At 59.4% G+C, this 16,739-nt stretch carries 13 protein-coding genes; 6 read left to right on the top strand and 7 right to left on the bottom strand.

From position 1 onward, the window contains the following. The first annotated feature begins 60 nt into the window (after positions 1-60). Together malP and malQ are read left to right on the top strand one after the other, a co-directional pair. Positions 61-2,466 carry a maltodextrin phosphorylase gene (gene malP / locus ACR6AS_RS18255; RefSeq protein WP_434163395.1) on the top strand — a complete coding sequence of 802 codons (2,406 nt, stop codon included), beginning with the start codon at positions 61-63 and terminating at the stop codon, positions 2,464-2,466. A gap of 9 nt (positions 2,467-2,475) precedes the next feature. After that, positions 2,476-4,557 (top strand): 4-alpha-glucanotransferase, encoded by a 2,082-nt coding sequence (gene malQ / locus ACR6AS_RS18250; protein ID WP_434163394.1) that lies wholly within the window; start codon positions 2,476-2,478, stop codon positions 4,555-4,557. A gap of 36 nt (positions 4,558-4,593) precedes the next feature. On the opposite strand, the gene nfuA is transcribed toward malQ, so the two are convergent. Next, the gene (gene nfuA / locus ACR6AS_RS18245; protein ID WP_009087718.1) at positions 4,594-5,169 is read right to left on the bottom strand and encodes a Fe-S biogenesis protein NfuA; all 576 of its coding nucleotides are present in this window, start codon (positions 5,167-5,169) and stop codon (positions 4,594-4,596) included. Between the two features lie 58 nt (positions 5,170-5,227). Next, positions 5,228-5,908 (bottom strand): DNA utilization protein GntX, encoded by a 681-nt coding sequence (gntX, locus tag ACR6AS_RS18240; RefSeq protein WP_111140865.1) that lies wholly within the window; start codon positions 5,906-5,908, stop codon positions 5,228-5,230. Positions 5,909-5,942: 34 nt separating this feature from the next. On the opposite strand from gntX, the gene bioH reads away from it, so the two are divergent. Both bioH and ACR6AS_RS18230 read left to right on the top strand, forming a co-directional pair. Then, positions 5,943-6,719 (top strand): pimeloyl-ACP methyl ester esterase BioH, encoded by a 777-nt coding sequence (gene bioH, locus ACR6AS_RS18235; protein WP_111140866.1) that lies wholly within the window; start codon positions 5,943-5,945, stop codon positions 6,717-6,719. A gap of 170 nt (positions 6,720-6,889) precedes the next feature. Beyond that, positions 6,890-7,159 (top strand): YdgH/BhsA/McbA-like domain containing protein, encoded by a 270-nt coding sequence (locus ACR6AS_RS18230; RefSeq protein ID WP_111140867.1) that lies wholly within the window; start codon positions 6,890-6,892, stop codon positions 7,157-7,159. On the opposite strand, the gene ACR6AS_RS18225 is transcribed toward ACR6AS_RS18230, so the two are convergent. The 4 genes from ACR6AS_RS18225 to yjbE all read right to left on the bottom strand — a co-directional run bounded on the left by ACR6AS_RS18225 (position 7,160) and on the right by yjbE (position 12,308). Beyond that, positions 7,160-8,845 carry an alpha-amylase family glycosyl hydrolase gene (locus ACR6AS_RS18225; protein ID WP_434163390.1) on the bottom strand — a complete coding sequence of 562 codons (1,686 nt, stop codon included), beginning with the start codon at positions 8,843-8,845 and terminating at the stop codon, positions 7,160-7,162. Between the two features lie 127 nt (positions 8,846-8,972). Continuing rightward, positions 8,973-11,300, bottom strand: coding sequence for a Tex family protein (locus ACR6AS_RS18220; protein ID WP_111140869.1), 2,328 nt, complete (start codon positions 11,298-11,300; stop codon positions 8,973-8,975). A gap of 103 nt (positions 11,301-11,403) precedes the next feature. Then, positions 11,404-11,877 (bottom strand): transcription elongation factor GreB, encoded by a 474-nt coding sequence (greB, locus tag ACR6AS_RS18215; RefSeq protein WP_111140870.1) that lies wholly within the window; start codon positions 11,875-11,877, stop codon positions 11,404-11,406. A 182-nt stretch (positions 11,878-12,059) separates the two neighbouring features. Then, the gene (gene yjbE, locus ACR6AS_RS18210) at positions 12,060-12,308 is read right to left on the bottom strand and encodes an exopolysaccharide production protein YjbE (RefSeq protein WP_111140871.1); all 249 of its coding nucleotides are present in this window, start codon (positions 12,306-12,308) and stop codon (positions 12,060-12,062) included. A 537-nt stretch (positions 12,309-12,845) separates the two neighbouring features. Here yjbE and ompR point away from each other — a divergent pair. Together ompR and envZ are read left to right on the top strand one after the other, a co-directional pair. Then, a complete protein-coding gene (gene ompR, locus ACR6AS_RS18205) occupies positions 12,846-13,565 on the top strand; it encodes an osmolarity response regulator transcription factor OmpR (protein ID WP_003853014.1) in 720 nt (239 codons plus the stop codon). After that, complete coding sequence (gene envZ, locus ACR6AS_RS18200) at positions 13,562-14,929, top strand: two-component system sensor histidine kinase EnvZ (RefSeq protein ID WP_111140872.1); 1,368 nt, start codon at positions 13,562-13,564, stop codon at positions 14,927-14,929. The genes ompR and envZ overlap by 4 nt, the downstream gene beginning before the upstream one ends. Before the next feature lie 39 nt (positions 14,930-14,968). Here envZ and pckA read toward each other — a convergent pair whose 3' ends face one another. Next, positions 14,969-16,588, bottom strand: a complete 1,620-nt coding sequence (gene pckA / locus ACR6AS_RS18195) for a phosphoenolpyruvate carboxykinase (ATP) (RefSeq protein ID WP_111140873.1) — start codon at positions 16,586-16,588, stop codon at positions 14,969-14,971. Positions 16,589-16,739: the final 151 nt, after the last annotated feature.

The raw sequence follows: 16,739 nt of genomic DNA, 5'->3' as shown, positions 1-16,739 counted from the left end.
ATTGTCAGCCTGTGCGCGTTCTCTTTTTGCTTCACCTCATGCTTAACAGAAGGGAGTGATATGCCGCAGCAAAAATTCAGTAAAGCCCGTTTCACTGCCGCGCTGACCCGCCAGTGGCAACAGTTAAATCTGCGTTCAGCCCGGGAGATGACACCGCATCAGGCGTGGCAGGCAGTCAGCGCGGCGCTGGCGGAGCTGCTGGCCGCGCAACCGGCCCCGCGCCTGTCTGAGGGGCAGCGGCACGTCAATTATCTGTCGATGGAGTTCCTGATTGGCCGTCTGACCGGCAACAATCTGCTGAACCTCGGCTGGTATAACGAGGTCAGCGCCGCGCTGGCTGAGCAGCAGCTCGACTTATCGGAGCTGCTGGAGCAGGAGGTCGACCCGGCGCTGGGCAACGGCGGACTGGGGCGGCTGGCTGCCTGCTATCTCGATTCGATGGCCACGGTGGGCCAGCCAGCGACCGGTCACGGCCTTAACTACCAGTACGGTCTGTTCCGCCAGTCTTTTGAGGAGGGCCACCAGAAGGAGGCGCCCGATGACTGGCAGCGCGAGCACTACCCCTGGTTTCGCCACAATGCGGCGCTGGATGTCGAGGTGGCGATGGGGGGACGGGTCGAAAAGCAGGAGGATGGCACCGTTCGCTGGTATCCCGACTTCAGGCTGCGCGGTGAGGCCTGGGATCTGCCGGTCACTGGCTACCGCAACGGCGTGACGCTGCCGCTGCGCCTCTGGCAGGCCGTCAGCGCGCAGCCGTTTGATCTCACAGTATTTAATGATGGCCACTTTCTGCAGGCCGAGAAGCCCGGCATTGAGGCGGCGAAGCTGACCAAAGTGCTCTATCCCAACGACAATCATCAGGCGGGCAAGCGGCTGCGCCTGATGCAGCAATATTTTCAGTGCGCCTGCGCGGTAGCCGATATCCTGCGGCGTCACCATCTGGCAGGGCGCAGCATTCACAGCCTGCCCGATTTTGAGGTGATCCAGCTCAACGACACCCATCCCACCATTGCCATCCCGGAGATGCTGCGCCTGCTGCTGGATGAGCATCAGCTGAGCTGGGATGAGGCCTGGCAGATCAGCAGCCGGGTCTTTGCTTACACCAACCACACGCTGATGCCGGAGGCGCTGGAACGCTGGGATGAGAAGCTGATGCGCACGCTGCTGCCGCGCCATATGGTGATTATCAAAGAGATCAACCGGCGGCTGAAAAAGCAGGTGAAGCAGCACTGGCCGGACGATAAGGCGATGTGGCACAAGCTGGCGGTTGTCGCGGAGGGTCAGGTGCGGATGGCCAATCTCTGCGTGGTCAGCGGGTTTGCGGTCAACGGCGTGGCGGCGCTGCACTCGCGGCTGGTAGTCAGCGATCTCTTTCCCGAGTATCACCAGCTCTGGCCGCAGAAGTTCCACAACGTCACCAACGGCATCACACCGCGCCGCTGGCTGAAGCAGTGTAATCCGGCGCTGGCCGGGCTGATCGATGAGACGCTGAAAACTGAGTGGGCCAACAATCTGGAGGCGCTGATCGGCCTGGAGAGCTATGCCGACGATCCGGCGTTCCGTCAGCGCTATCGCAGCATCAAGCAGCAGAACAAAGCGCAGCTTACCCGCTACATCGCCCGGCACACCGGCATTGTCGTCAATCCGGCGGCGCTGTTCGATGTGCAGATCAAACGCCTGCACGAGTATAAGCGGCAGCACCTCAGCCTGCTGCACATCCTCTACTGCTATCAGAAACTCTTTAAGCAGCCCGACGATCAGACCCTCACGCCAAGGGTGTTCCTGTTTGGGGCCAAAGCCGCACCAGGCTACTACCTGGCGAAAAACATTATCTACGCCATTAACCGGGTGGCGGAGGTGGTTAACAACGACCCGCGCGTTGGCGATCAACTCAAAGTGGTCTTTATCCCTGACTACCGCATCACGGTGGCCGAACAGATGATCCCGGCGGCCGACCTTTCAGAGCAGATCTCCACCGCCGGTTATGAAGCCTCCGGCACCGGCAACATGAAGCTGGCGCTGAACGGCGCACTGACCATCGGCACGCTGGATGGCGCGAACGTCGAGATTGCTGAACAGGTAGGAGAGGAGAACATCTTTATCTTCGGGCACACCGTGGAGGAGGTTAAGGCGCTCCGGGCGAAAGGCTACAACCCGAAAAAGGTGCGTAAGCAGAACCCGGCGCTGGATGACCTGCTGAAGGCGCTGGAAAAAGGCAAATTCAGCGACGGCGACAAACAGGCGTTTGACCTGATGCTGGCGAGCCTGACTAAGCAGGGCGATCCCTGGCTGGTGCTGGCCGATTTCCAGGCCTATATCGAGGCGCAGCAGCGGGTCGAAGCGCTGTGGCGCGACCCGGAAGGCTGGACCCGCGCCGCAATTCTCAACACGGCCCGAACCGGCATGTTCAGTTCGGACCGATCCATTCGTGATTATCAGCAACGTATCTGGCAGGCACCGCGCTAAGGAGCAGCAATGAAACAAGATTCACTCGATCAGTCCGCCCGTGCCGCGGGTATCTCACTGAATTACATCGACGTAAACGGCAAAAAAGCAGAAATCAGCGATGAGACTAAGCGCGCGCTGCTGGCGATAATGAGCCAGCCGCAGAAGGCAAAAAAATCGCCGCTGCCCCCGGTTGCGGTCTTCAGCGGCAGCGGCAAACGCCAGCTGACGCCAGAGGGCAGCGGCGTCTATCACTGGCAGTTGCAGACGGAAAAGGGCAAACAGCACAGCGGCGAACTGACCGCAGGTGAGCCTTTTACGCTGCCTGGCCCGCTGACGCAGGGGTATCATCAGCTGACGCTCACCAAAGGGAAGAAAAGCTGGCAGACGCGGATTGTCGTTGCGCCACGCCGCTGCTATCTGCCGCCGGCGCTGGAGGCGGGCGAAAAACGCTGGGGCGCGCTGGTGCAGCTCTATACCGTACGCTCAGAGCAGAACTGGGGGATCGGCGACTTCGGCGATCTCGATCGGCTGCTGGTGCAGCTGGCTGCACGCGGCGGCGACTTCGTCGGGCTTAATCCGCTGCATGCGCTCTATCCCGCCAGCCCCGGTTTCGCCAGCCCCTACAGCCCGTCGTCGCGCCGCTGGCTGAACGTCATCTATATCGACGTCGATCAGGTAAGCGATTTCCGGGAAAGTGCCGCGGCGCAGAAGTGGTGGAAAAGCGCCAGAACGCAAAAGGCGCTGACCCGGGCGCGTGAGGCGGAGCACGTCGATTATGAGGCGGTCATGGCGCTGAAGCTCGCGGCGCTGCGCCACGCCTGGACACACTTCCGGGGGCGGGACAGCAAGAGCGAGGAGCAGCAGTCCTGGGCTGCGTTTGTCCGTGAGGGCGGCGACAGCCTGCGCTATCAGGCGGCCTATGATGGCATCCAGCTGGCGCGACAGGCCGACAAGAGCCAGCAGGGCGGCTGGCCCGCATGGCCGGAAGCGTGGCGCAACAGCCAGTCGCCGGAGGTGCAGCAGTGGTGTGAAGAGCATGAAGAGGAGATTGCGTTCTGGCAATGGCTGCAATGGCTGGCGCAGCAGCAGTTCTCTGGCTGCTGGGCGCACAGTCAGGCGCTGGGAATGAGCGTCGGCCTCTACCGGGATCTGGCCGTGGGCGTGGCGGAAGGCAGCGCGGAAACCTGGCACGACCCTGAGCTCTATCGCCTGCAGGCCTCCGTCGGCGCGCCGCCGGATCGCCTCGGCCCGCTGGGGCAGAACTGGGGGCTGCCGCCGATGGATCCGCATGTGATGCAGGCGCGTGGTTATCAGCCGTTTATCGATATGCTGCGCGCCAACATGCGCGACTGCGGTGCGCTGCGCATCGACCATGTGATGTCCCTGCTGCGTCTCTGGTGGGTGCCCGCCGGAGAAACCGCCGATAAAGGGGCCTATGTGGCCTACCCGGTGAACGACCTGCTGAGCATCCTGGCGCTGGAGAGTCACCGGCTGCGCTGCATGGTCATTGGCGAAGACCTGGGCACCGTGCCGCAGGAGATCGTCAGCCTGCTGCGCAAGAGCGGCGTCTTTTCATGGAAGGTGCTCTGGTTTGAGCAGGAGAAAGATGAGCGTTATCGCGCACCACAGGACTATCCGCGCCAGTCGATCGCCAGCGCCAGCACGCACGACCTGCCGACGCTGACCGGCTTCTGGGAGCAGGGCGACCTGACGCTGGGCGAGAAGCTGGGCCTCTATCCGGGTGATGCGGTGAAGGCGCTGCATGAGCAGCGCGCCACACAGAAACAGGCGCTGCTGGATGCGCTGCATCAGGCGGGTGCCTTACCGGCCCGCAGCCAGAAAAAGGCGGAAAAGCTCGCGATGACGCCTGCGCTGAACCGGGCAATACATCGCTTCCTGGCAGATACGGACAGTGCGCTTCTGGGTCTGCAGCCGGAAGACTGGCTCGGCATGACCACGCCGGTCAACGTGCCGGGCACGGTGGATGAGTACCCTAACTGGCGACGCAAGCTGAGCAAAACGCTGGAGGAGATGTTTGCGGACAAGGAGGTGAATGCGCTACTGAAGGTGGTGAGCCAGCAGCGTCAGTCAGGCGAGAAAGAGGGGTAAAAAAAGCGCGGCAGTCAGGCTGCCGCGCGCTGTTCATCAGTAGAAGGAGTGTTCGCCGCGCTGGTGCTCGGTGATGTCCCGCACGCCTTTCAGTTCCGGGAAGGCGGCCAGCAGCTCTTTTTCGATACCATCTTTCAGCGTCACGTCGATCATCGAACAGCCGTTACAGCCGCCGCCAAACTGCAGGATGGCGTAACCGTCGTCGGTGATCTCCATCAGCGACACGCGACCGCCGTGGCCGGCCAGCTGCGGGTTAATCTGCGCCTGCAGCAGATACTCAACGCGTTCTACCATCGGCGCATCATCGGAGACTTTACGCATTTTGGCGTTCGGCGCTTTCAGCGTCAGCTGTGAACCGAGGTTATCGGTCACGAAGTCGATCTCAGCATCTTCCAGATAGGGTTTGCTCAGTTCATCAACGTAGGCTGACAGCTTTTCAAACTTCAGTTCGGTGTCGGTGGCTTCAACGGCATCGGGCGGACAGTATGAGACGCCACATTCAGCCGTTGGCGTACCCGGGTTAATCACGAATACGCGAATCTGGGTGCCATCTTCTTGTTTGGATAGCAGTTTAGAAAAATGTTCCTGGGCAGAGTCAGTAATTCGGATCATGTCGATTGCTCAATAGTTGACTAATTTAGTTGGTTATAATACGCCCATCACAGACGCTCTACAAGGTACGACACAGGCACCAGACCTGCACGCTGGCCGCGCCCTGCGTCAGTAACAGGCGGCTGATTTCCTCTGCGGTGCTGCCGGTGGTAATCACGTCATCCAGCAGGGCGATATGGCGGCCCTGAACCGCCATTTCAAGGCGGAATGCCCCGCGTAAGTTGGTGCGGCGCTGGCGGGCGCTGAGCTGATGCTGCACTGCGCCCCGATGTGGGCGGGAAACGCCTTCGCGCCATTCACACCCCAGCCAGTGCGCCAGCGGTGCGGCCAGCAAACCCGTCTGGTTATAGCCGCGCTGCCAGCGTCGGCGATGATGCAGCGGCACCGGCAGCAGCAGGTCGGGACGCGGCACGCCGCCGCGCCGGTACACCGTCTGCCAGCTTAGCAAAAGCAGCCGGGCCAGCATCACCCTGAGTGCGGTTATGTGCGAAAACTTCAGCTGATTAACCCACTGGCTGAAGGGGGGACGGTAGTCATTCACGCAGATGAGCGCCTGCCAGGCGGGCGGTTTTTGCTGGCAGCGACCACAGATGAGCGTGGCGGAGCCTGCCGGTAAGCCACAGCGCGGACAGAGCAGGGGAAGCGGCGGTAGTTCGCGCAGGCAGAGGCTGCAGAGGCCATGCCCGGCGATCCGCAGTGGCATCCGGCATAGCCAACACAGGGCGGGCATTGCTAGCATAGCGACCTCCTTTTCATTTTCGGGATAGTAACTGATGACGTCGCTTTACTGGCACACCTGCGGGGAAGGAAAACGCGATCTTGTGCTGCTGCACGGATGGGGACTGAATGCTGAAGTCTGGCAAACCATTATTCCGCGACTCAGGCCGCACTGTCGCCTGCATCTGGTCGATCTGCCGGGTTATGGCCGCAGTCAGAACGCGGGCGCATTAACGCTGAAACAGATGGCCGCGCAGCTGCTGCCGTCGCTGCCGCCGCAGGCGATCGTGATGGGCTGGTCGCTGGGCGGGCTGGTGGCCACGGAGCTGGCGCTGACCGCCCCTGACCGGCTGGCGGCTCTGATCACCGTCGCCTCCTCGCCCTGTTTTACCGCCACAGAGGGCTGGCCCGGCATTAAACCGGAGACGCTGCAGAACTTTCAGCAGATGCTCAGCAACGATTTCCAGCGCACGGTTGAGCGTTTCCTGGCGCTGCAGACGCTGGGCACCGAAACGGCGCGCGCCGATGCGCGGCAGCTGAAAGACGTGGTGCTGTCGCAGCCGATGCCGGAGGTGGCGGTGCTGGATGCCGGGCTGGAGATTCTGCGCGAGGTCGATCTGCGCGACGCGCTGCCGCAAATCACGCTGCCGTTTCTGCGGCTCTATGGCGCACTGGACGGACTGGTACCGCGCCGCATTGCTGCAGAACTGGATGAGACGTTACCGGCATCGCCTTCGGTGGTTATTGAAAAAGCAGCACATGCGCCTTTTATTTCGCACACCGGGGTATTTTGTCAGCATATTGTTAGTTTTATCAATAATTTGCCGGGATAATCAGGCTTTGTGGTGGCAAAATCGCTGGCAGCAGCAATACTTCTCTTTGTGAGCAAGGCCGCTGCAATTTTATGTGATTAGTCACGGAAATGACTATGCCGTTCCATACTGCCTTACGCGTTTAGCGGCTGCTTACATCTCACAATGGATCATGAATGAGGGTAAACATAATGAAGGTTTTAAAATGGGTTGTGGCTTCAATGATGATGGGCGCGATTTCATTTTCTGCAATGGCAGCAAAGGAAGTCACTAACGAAGAAGTTAAGACAATGAAACTGGAGAAGATTGGTACCGTGAACACCACGGCGGAAACCACGTCGCCAATGGATGCCAAAAAAGTGCTGTCTAAACTTGCTGACGAAAAAGGCGGCAAATATTACCGCGTGATCGCCGGTCGCGAACACGGTAAGTTCAGCGCCACCGCTGAAGTTTACAAGTAATTATCGCAGCCACATGAACTGCCAGGCATCCAGCTTAACCGGCTGGGTGCCATCAACTTTCTCGCCGCTCACCACATCCTGCAGCGTATGCGCCATTGGCAACCGCGTCTCCACCGTTCGTCCACTGAGATTAAACACGCAGAGTAAACCCTCACCGCTTTCCGGCTGATGACGGCGCAGCACCAGCACAGCGTTTTCGCTCTCATAGAGCGTCATCGCATTATCCGGATGAAAAGCCGGCTGTCGCCGACGCAACTGGATCATCTGTCCGAGCCGGATAGAGATCTGCTGACGCAGCCACTCCCCGCCCGCCAGCGCCGACTCTATCTGCTGCAGTTCATACTTCTGACGATTGATCGCCCGGTTGTGCCCGGCAGCCCGCACCCCGGCATAATCATTCCGGCCGCCCAGAATGCTCTGGATATAGATGGCCGGCACACCGGGAAAAGCCAGCAGAATCGCATGCGCCAGCAAAAAGCGTTTCAGCCGCGTGGCGTCGTCGTCGCTTTCACGATTCAACGCATCCAGAAAGGTGACGTTGATTTCATAGGGGCTGGTGGTGCCGTCGGGGTTATTTTTGTAGGAGACCAGGGCGCCTTCCAGCGCCAGATCGCGCACCAGCGCCACAATCTCCACTTCAGGGAGGATGCCGCGCGCCGGGTTCAGTCCAATGCCATCGTGTGACGCCAGAAAGTTGAAGAAGGTGGTGTCGCGGTTGCTGAGATCCAGCGTGCTGGCCCACTGCCGCAGCGCGCGCGCCGAACCGGTGTGGAGAGCGTGCAGCACCAGCGGCGGCAGCGAAAACTGATAGACCATCTGCGCTTCATCGTGCCCGTTGCCGAGATAGCTGATGTTGTCCTGATGCGGCACGTTGGTTTCAGTGATAATCACCGTGCCCGGCGCGACCTGATCGGCTATCGCGCGAAACAGCTTTACCAGCTGATGGGTCTTTTCCAGATGGATACAGCGTGTACCGGGCGTTTTCCACATATAGCCCACCGCATCCAGCCGCACATAGTCGGCGCCACGGATCAGATAGTCGAGCAGGACGTTGACCATGCGCCGCAGTACCTCAGGGCTGGCGAAGTTCAGGTCGATCTGGTCGGCGCTGAAGGTGGTCCAGATAAAGCGGGTCTCGCCATCTGCCAGGGTAAACGGGGTCAGCAGCGGCGAGGTGCGCGGACGTGTCACGGCACTGAGATCGGTAGCGGGCGGCATGCTGATAAAGAAGTCGTCCCAGCCGGGATCCTGCGCCAGAAAGTGGCTGAACCAGGCGCTGCCGGCCGACATATGGTTGCAGACGAAGTCAAACATCAGCCGCGTTTCCTGATGCAGACGTGCGATGTCCTGCCAGTCACCGTACTGCGGATTGACCTGATGGTAATCCATGACCGAAAAGCCATCATCGGAGGACCAGGGGTAGAACGGCAGCAGGTGAACCAGCGGAAAAATAGATTGCAGATGCTGCTGATAGAAGCGGGAAAAGGTGCTGAGCGTTGGTTTATCGGCCTCGCGGAACTGATCGGCGTAGGTGATCAGCACCACATCCTGCTCATCCCAGTGTGCCTTACGCGGCAGCTTGATCGTGTCACGGGCGGCGGCGATGTCAGCCAGCAGGCGCGCCAGGATCGCCTCCGGAAATGTGCCAGCATAAATCTTATCGATCAGATCGGTGATTTTTTCCATCGTGAATTGGGTGCCGCAGCAGGTGTTGTTTTTATGACAGGCGTCTTTTTAGCGTAGCGTTATGGCGGGGATTTTCAACCGGACGGCGCGGTGTGAAAAAGGGGCCAGAAGATGGCCCCTGAAAAGCTTAGCGTTTTTTACCGAACGCGGCGGCCAGTGCATCGCCCATCGCACTGTTACCGGCGGCGGCGGTGGCCGGACGCGGACGACCTTTCGGGCTGGCCTGACGCTTCTCATCGCGCGGCGCTCCGCTCCGCGCTCCACCGCGTGCATTGCCTTCACCCGGCTGCTCATCAAGACGCATGGTCAGGGCGATACGCTTGCGCTGGAGATCGACCTCCATCACTTTCACTTTGACGATATCGCCCGCTTTCACCACCTGATGAGGATCGTCGACGAAGCGGTCAGAGAGCGAGGAGATGTGGACCAGCCCATCCTGATGCACACCGATATCCACAAAGGCGCCGAAGTTGGTCACGTTGGTGACGGCACCTTCCAGAATCAGGCCTGGGGTCAGGTCGTTTAGCGTTTCCACGCCCTCCGCGAACTGCGCGGTTTTAAACTCAGGACGCGGATCGCGGCCCGGCTTCTCCAGCTCTTTCATGATGTCGGTTACGGTCGGCAGACCAAATCGCTCATCGATGAAGTCGCGGGGGCTGAGGTTACGCAGGCTGCCCGCGTTACCCATCAGGTCACTCAGCGCCTGCTCAGTCGCGGCCAGGATGCGCTCGACCACCGGATAGGCTTCCGGGTGAACGGTTGAGGCATCCAGCGGGTTATCGCCATGATTGATGCGCAGGAAGCCCGCACACTGCTCAAAGGCTTTTGGCCCAAGGCGGCTCACTTTCAGTAACTGCTGACGGTTCTGAAAGCGGCCATTCTCATCACGCCAGCTGACGATATTCTGCGCCATCATGCGCGTCAGGCCCGCCACGCGGGTCAGTAAGGGGACCGAGGCGGTGTTGAGATCCACGCCGACGGCGTTCACGCAATCCTCCACCACCGCATCGAGTTTCTTCGCCAGCTGACTCTGGCTGACGTCATGCTGATACTGGCCGACCCCAATCGATTTCGGGTCGATTTTGACCAGCTCAGCCAGCGGATCCTGCAGGCGTCGGGCAATCGACACCGCGCCGCGCAGCGACACATCAAGATCCGGGAACTCCAGCGCCGCCAGCTCTGAGGCGGAGTAGACCGAGGCCCCGGCTTCACTGACAATCACCTTCTGCGCCGTGACCTGCGGGAACTGCTGCTGCAGCTCCAGGAAGAAGCGTTCCGTTTCGCGTGACGCCGTGCCGTTGCCGATCGCCACCAGCTCGACCTGATGCTTCATGCAGAGCGCGGCGACAGCGGCGGCGGCTTTGGCGGCCTGGCCGGTGTGCGGATAGACGGTATCGGTCGCCACCAGCTTGCCGGTGGCATCCACCACCGCGACTTTTACGCCAGTGCGCAGGCCGGGGTCCAGCCCCATGGTGGCACGCATCCCGGCAGGGGCCGCCATCAGCAGGTCATGCAGGTTGCGGGCAAAGACGTTGATCGCTTCATCTTCAGCGCGTTCGCGCACCGTGCCCATCAGCTCGGTTTCCAGATGCAGCATCACCTTGATGCGCCACGTCCAGCTCACCACTGCCTTGCGCCAGCTGTCGGCCGGTGCGTTGTTCAGGCGCAGATTCAGGTGTTCGGCGATCAGGGTTTCGCCGTAGCTTTCGCGCGGGGCTTCATCGAACTGTGGATCGGCATTCAGCGAAAGTTGCAGCACGCCTTCGTTACGGCCACGCAGCATCGCCAGCGCACGGTGCGACGGCACGGTGCTCAGGGCTTCGTGGTGATCGAAGTAGTCGCGGAACTTCGCGCCCGCCTCCTGCTGGCCCTCGACCACGCGCGACACCAGGTGGGCATTTTTCCACAGGTAGTTACGTACCTTAGCCAGCAGCGCGGCATCTTCAGCAAAACGCTCCATCAGGATGTAGCGGGCACCATCCAGCGCGGCACGAACGTCGGCGACGCCTTTGTCGGCATCGACATACTGTTCAGCGAGCTGCTCAGGGAGATGGGATGGATCCTGCCAGAGCGTCTCTGCCAGCGGTTCCAGACCGGCTTCGATCGCGATCTGTCCACGCGTGCGGCGTTTCTGTTTATAGGGCAGGTAGAGATCTTCAAGCTCGGTTTTACTGAGGGTGGTGTTGATGGCGCGGGCGAGGTCGTCAGTCAGTTTACCCTGATCCCCGATCGATTTCAGAATCGACTGACGCCGCTCTTCGAGTTCGCGCAGATAGCTGAGGCGGGTCTCAAGCTGGCGAAGCTGGGTATCATCCAGTCCGCCCGTCACCTCTTTACGATAGCGTGCGATAAACGGCACGGTGTTCCCTTCATCCAGCAGGCGAACGGCGGCGTCAACTTGTTCGGGACGCGCCTGAAGCTCACTGGCAATTATCTGGCTCAGAACTTTCATCATCAGGACTGTCTTGCTTTCCGGGTTGAGAAATAGCCGACAGTTATACGGATTGATGGTTAAAAATGCCAGAGACGCGGGCGGCTTTCAGCGATAATCTGAATGGTTATTGCGGGTAATCAATGGCGTTGACATACCACCGCGCCGGGCCCACCGGCGTCTCCACCGTTGCGGCATCGCCGACCTCTTTTTTCAGCAGCGCCCGCGCCATTGGCGAGTCGATGGAGATGTAATCTTTGCGGCCAAAAATCTCATCGTAGCCCACGATGCGGAAGCGTTTGATGTCGCCCTCATCGTTTTCTATTTCTACCCAGGCCCCGAAGAAGACCCTGCCATCCTGCTGCGGTGAGTAGTCAACAATCCGCAGCTGTTCGAGACTTTTGGTGAGGTAGCGGACGCGCCTGTCGATTTCACGCAGCCGCTTTTTATTGTACTGGTAGTCCGCATTTTCACTGCGATCGCCCAGGCTGGCAGCCCAGGTCACTTTTTTGGTCACTTCCGGACGCTCTTCACGCCACAGATAGTCGAGTTCCGCTTTGAGTTTGTCAAAGCCTTCGCGGGTAATCAGTCGGGTTTTCATGCTATACCGGCCAGAGAGATCGAAAGAGGCTCAGTGTAAGGCAAACAGGCGGCGGCAAAAAAGAGTCGGGGAAAGGGTTTTTAAAGGCTAAAAACCCACGTTGACTTCCCCGGCGGCGAAAGGGTTGGAGCTTGCTATCAAAATTAAACCGGTGTTCTGAAGCCGGACTCGCCGGTCCGAACTTATTTTCCGGCGTGGGTCGCCGTGGTGGTTGAGGTGCCGGTACCGTGACCGTCACCACCGCCGCCGCCCATGGTGGCCAGCGCTACGCCCAGCAGGGCAGCGACAGCACCCACGCCGATGGCGTCGGAGTTACCTTTTGCGGTAGTGGTGGCAGCCGCACCGGCCGCTTCACCGGTTGCTGTTGCAGCATAGACCGGGCTGATGCTGCTGAAAGCCAGCGCGCTGAGCAGTAAAATTGTTTTTTTCATTGTGTGTAATCCCCGTTGAGACATCGAATGGTGCCTGAGCAGTCTGGTTCAAAATTCGGGGGGCGAAAAGTTGGCTTTACTGATTGATTTAATGGACTTTAATTTCTGCTGGCCTTGCTGAAAGCCCGGCTCAAATTAATCCGAGAGAGGCGTGGTGCTTTAACAGGTTTGACCGGAATATTATGCTGTCAGAATGCAGATAAGGTGGATTATCTGGAGGGGCGTTGCCGTGATGGCTTGTTTATAAGTCAAATTATCTGCTAACGCGCTGAATTTATTCACTGTATAAACGCTGGTACGCTTCTGACGCCAGCCATTCAGAGAAATTTCGCTTTTTTTTCAGATTTGCCGTAACCGTCCCGGACGGCGGGTAAAAAGGGCGATAACGGCCCGAAAGGGGCGCAGAATAAATATAAGCTCCTGTTTAATATGCTTTGTAACAATTTTGGCTAGAATATAAACCATTAATGACTGTCACTATAAGGCATCTTTTTTTAACAATGTTGGCTCAGGCAATAGCGCCTTTGGGAGTTGAAAATGCAAGAGAACTACAAAATTCTGGTCGTCGATGATGATATGCGTCTGCGTGCACTGCTGGAACGCTATCTCACCGAGCAGGGCTTTCAGGTGCGCAGTGTCGCTAATGCCGAACAGATGGATCGTCTGTTAACCCGTGAATCCTTCCATCTGATGGTGCTCGACCTGATGCTGCCGGGCGAAGATGGCCTCTCTATCTGTCGTCGTCTGCGCAGTCAGAGCAACCCGATGCCGATTATTATGGTGACGGCCAAGGGTGAAGAGGTGGACCGCATCGTCGGGCTGGAAATCGGTGCAGATGACTACATTCCTAAACCGTTTAACCCGCGTGAGCTGCTGGCGCGTATCCGTGCCGTGCTGCGTCGTCAGGCCAATGAGCTGCCAGGCGCACCGTCACAGGAAGAGGCGATCATTGCCTTTGGTAAGTTCAAGCTGAACCTTGGCACCCGCGAAATGTTCCGTGAAGATGAGCCGATGCCACTGACCAGCGGTGAGTTCGCGGTGCTGAAGGCGCTGGTCAGCCATCCGCGTGAGCCGCTCTCCCGCGATAAGCTGATGAACCTGGCGCGTGGCCGTGAATACAGCGCCATGGAGCGTTCGATTGACGTTCAGATCTCCCGCCTGCGTCGCATGGTGGAAGAAGATCCTGCGCATCCACGTTATATCCAGACCGTCTGGGGCCTGGGCTACGTCTTTGTTCCGGACGGCAGCAAAGCATGAAGCGGCTGCGCTTCTCGCCACGCAGTTCATTCGCCCGCACGCTGCTGCTGATCGTGACCCTGCTGTTCGTCAGCCTGGTCACGACCTATCTGGTGGTGCTGAACTTTGCCATCCTTCCCAGCCTGCAGCAGTTCAACAAGGTGCTCGCCTACGAAGTCCGTATGCTGATGACCGACCGGCTGCAGCTGGAAGATGGCACGCAGCTGGAAGTTCCGCCGGCCTTTCGCCGGGAGATCTACCGTGAACTGGGGATTTCGCTGTTTACCAATGCGGCGGCAGAAGAGAACGGCTTGCGTTGGGCGCAGCACTACGAATTTCTGAGCGAGCAGATGGGGCAGCAGCTGGGCGGGCCGACCGATGTACGGGTGGAGGTCAACAAGAACTCCCCGGTCGTCTGGCTGAAAACCTGGCTGTCGCCCGATATCTGGGTGCGGGTGCCGCTGACGGAGATTCATCAGGGCGACTTCTCACCGCTGTTCCGCTATACCCTGGCGATTATGCTGCTGGCGATCGGCGGGGCCTGGCTCTTTATCCGCATCCAGAACCGACCCCTGGTGGATCTGGAACATGCGGCTCTGCAGGTCGGACGCGGCATTATTCCACCGCCGCTGCGCGAATATGGTGCGTCAGAGGTGCGGTCAGTGACCCGCGCCTTTAACCAGATGGCCGCCGGGGTGAAGCAACTGGCTGACGATCGCACGCTGTTAATGGCGGGCGTCAGTCACGATCTGCGCACGCCGCTGACCCGTATTCGTCTGGCCACCGAAATGATGGGCGAGCAGGATGGCTATCTGGCCGAATCGATTAACAAAGATATCGAAGAGTGCAACGCCATCATTGAGCAGTTTATCGACTACCTGCGCACCGGTCAGGAGATGCAGACGGAGCGCGCCGACCTCAACAGCGTGCTGGGCGAAGTGGTCGCTGCGGAAAGCGGCTACGAGCGTGAGATCGAAAATGCGGTCATGCCGGAAGAGCTGATGCTGGATATCAATCCACTGTCGATTAAGCGTGCGCTGGCCAATCTGGTGGTCAACGCCGCACGTTACGGCAATGGCTGGATCAAGGTCAGCAGCGGACGGGAGCTGCATCGCGCCTGGTTCCAGGTGGAGGATGATGGCCCGGGCATCAAGCCGGATCAGCTGGCGCATCTGTTCCAGCCGTTTGTGCGGGGCGACAGCGCCCGCAGCACCAGCGGCACGGGGCTTGGCCTGGCGATTGTGCAGCGTATTATCGATGCGCATCAGGGATCGCTGGAGATTGGCGAGAGCGAACGCGGGGGATTGCGTATTCGCGCCTGGCTACCGCTGGTAGAGAGTATGGCACTGAGCCATAACAACGGCGGCAACAGCATCTCAAACTGATAAAAGCGGCGCAGCAGGCACACTGCCGCGCCGTTTTTTTTAGCGTTGCGGGCCGGCTTTCACCAGCGCAGCACCTGCGGCGTTATCGGTGTACTTCGTGAAGTTATCAATAAAACGCTGCGCCAGATCGTTGGCGGCGGCGGTCCACTTCTCTTCACTCTCCCAGCTACGACGCGGATCGAGCGTATCACTGTCCAGTTCACCCAGCGTAACCGGCATCTGCAGGTTGAAGATCGGCAGGGTTTCCGTCGGCGCATCATCCAGCTCACCCGCCAGGATCGCATTGATAATGGCGCGGGTATTCTTCAGGGAGATGCGTTTGCCGCTGCCGTTCCAGCCGGTATTGACCAGATAAGCCTGCGCACCAGACGCTTCCATTCGTTTCACCAGCACTTCCGCATACTGCGTCGGATGCAGCGTCAGGAAAGCCGCGCCAAAGCAGGCGGAGAAGGTCGGGACAGGCGCCGTGACGCCACGTTCGGTGCCGGCCAGTTTAGCGGTGAAGCCTGACAGGAAGTGATACTGCGTCTGCTCCGGCGTCAGACGCGAAACCGGCGGCAGCACGCCAAACGCGTCGGCGGTCAGGAAAATGACTTTCTTCGCGTGGCCCGCTTTAGAGACCGGCTGCACGATATTGTCGATGTGATTGATTGGATAGGAAACGCGGGTGTTTTCCGTCTTGCTGCCGTCGGCGTAATCGATGCTGCCATCTTCGCGTACCACCACGTTTTCCAGCAGCGCGTTGCGGCGAATGGCGCGGTAGATTTCCGGTTCAGCCTGCTCAGAGAGGTTGATGGTTTTCGCGTAGCAGCCGCCTTCGAAGTTAAACACGCCATCGTCGTCCCAGCCGTGCTCATCATCGCCAATCAGCTGACGATCGGGATCGGTGGAGAGCGTGGTTTTGCCGGTGCCGGAGAGGCCAAAGAAGACCGCCACGTCACCCGCTTTGCCGACGTTGGCTGAACAGTGCATCGACGCGATGCCCTTCAGCGGCAGCAGATAGTTCATGATGGCGAACAGACCCTTCTTCATCTCGCCGCCGTACCACGTACCGCCAATCAGCTGCATGCGTTCGGTGAGATTAAAGGCGACGAAGTTTTCAGAGTGCAGCCCCTGCGCCTGCCAGTCAGGGTTAGTGCATCTGGCGCCGTTCATCACCACAAAATCGGGCGTGAAGTCGGCCAGTTCGGCATCATCCGGCTGAATGAACATGTTCTTCACAAAGTGCGCCTGCCAGGCCACTTCGGTGATAAAACGCACGCTCAGACGCGAATCGGCATTGGCGCCGCAGAAGGCATCCACCACAAACAGGCGTTTGCCGGAGAGCTGACGGGTGACGCAGCTTTTCAGCGCGTTCCAGGTCTCCTGCGACAGTGGCTGGTTGTCGTTTTTGCCGGTGCCCTGATCGTTCCACCACAGGGTATCGCGCGTGGTGTCATCACGTACGATGTACTTATCCTTAGGCGATCGCCCGGTGAAAATCCCGGTATCTACGGCAATCGCACCGCTCTGCGTCAGGGTGCCACGAGCAAAACCTTCGAGGTCCGGGCGCGTCTCTTCCTGAAATAGCGTGTCGTAATCAGGGTTGTAAACCACTTCCGTGGTATCCACGATGCCCAAAGCGGCAAGGTCTTGCGAGGTCAGGCCGTTAACGCGCATTTTACTGCTCCTTAAATCGGTGTCTGTTCTGCACAGCAGAGATAGGTTGGGATCGTGCCGCCAGCTGTTGCATCGGATATGACCGATGACTGACGCACCCCGGCATATCGTTGCGGAACGCTGCAATGTGAGCCGGGCTGTTCAGGCATCG

It is taken from the genome of Pantoea phosphatilytica, from assembly GCF_051025615.1.
GTDB lineage: Bacteria > Pseudomonadota > Gammaproteobacteria > Enterobacterales > Enterobacteriaceae > Pantoea.
The sequence above is the reverse complement of the archived record's forward strand: the minus strand, read 5'-3'. Positions and strand labels throughout refer to the sequence as shown.

Bases quoted from the DNA above. Each gene is read 5' to 3' on its own strand.
- malP (WP_434163395.1), top strand. From the start codon at position 61: ATGCCGCAGCAAAAATTCAGTAAAGCCCGTTTCACTGCCGCGCTGACC.
- malQ (WP_434163394.1), top strand. From the start codon at position 2,476: ATGAAACAAGATTCACTCGATCAGTCCGCCCGTGCCGCGGGTATCTCA.
- nfuA (WP_009087718.1), bottom strand. From the start codon at position 5,169: ATGATCCGAATTACTGACTCTGCCCAGGAACATTTTTCTAAACTGCTA.
- gntX (WP_111140865.1), bottom strand. From the start codon at position 5,908: ATGCTAGCAATGCCCGCCCTGTGTTGGCTATGCCGGATGCCACTGCGG.
- bioH (WP_111140866.1), top strand. From the start codon at position 5,943: ATGACGTCGCTTTACTGGCACACCTGCGGGGAAGGAAAACGCGATCTT.
- ACR6AS_RS18230 (WP_111140867.1), top strand. From the start codon at position 6,890: ATGAAGGTTTTAAAATGGGTTGTGGCTTCAATGATGATGGGCGCGATT.
- ACR6AS_RS18225 (WP_434163390.1), bottom strand. From the start codon at position 8,845: ATGGAAAAAATCACCGATCTGATCGATAAGATTTATGCTGGCACATTT.
- ACR6AS_RS18220 (WP_111140869.1), bottom strand. From the start codon at position 11,300: ATGATGAAAGTTCTGAGCCAGATAATTGCCAGTGAGCTTCAGGCGCGT.
- greB (WP_111140870.1), bottom strand. From the start codon at position 11,877: ATGAAAACCCGACTGATTACCCGCGAAGGCTTTGACAAACTCAAAGCG.
- yjbE (WP_111140871.1), bottom strand. From the start codon at position 12,308: ATGAAAAAAACAATTTTACTGCTCAGCGCGCTGGCTTTCAGCAGCATC.
- ompR (WP_003853014.1), top strand. From the start codon at position 12,846: ATGCAAGAGAACTACAAAATTCTGGTCGTCGATGATGATATGCGTCTG.
- envZ (WP_111140872.1), top strand. From the start codon at position 13,562: ATGAAGCGGCTGCGCTTCTCGCCACGCAGTTCATTCGCCCGCACGCTG.
- pckA (WP_111140873.1), bottom strand. From the start codon at position 16,588: ATGCGCGTTAACGGCCTGACCTCGCAAGACCTTGCCGCTTTGGGCATC.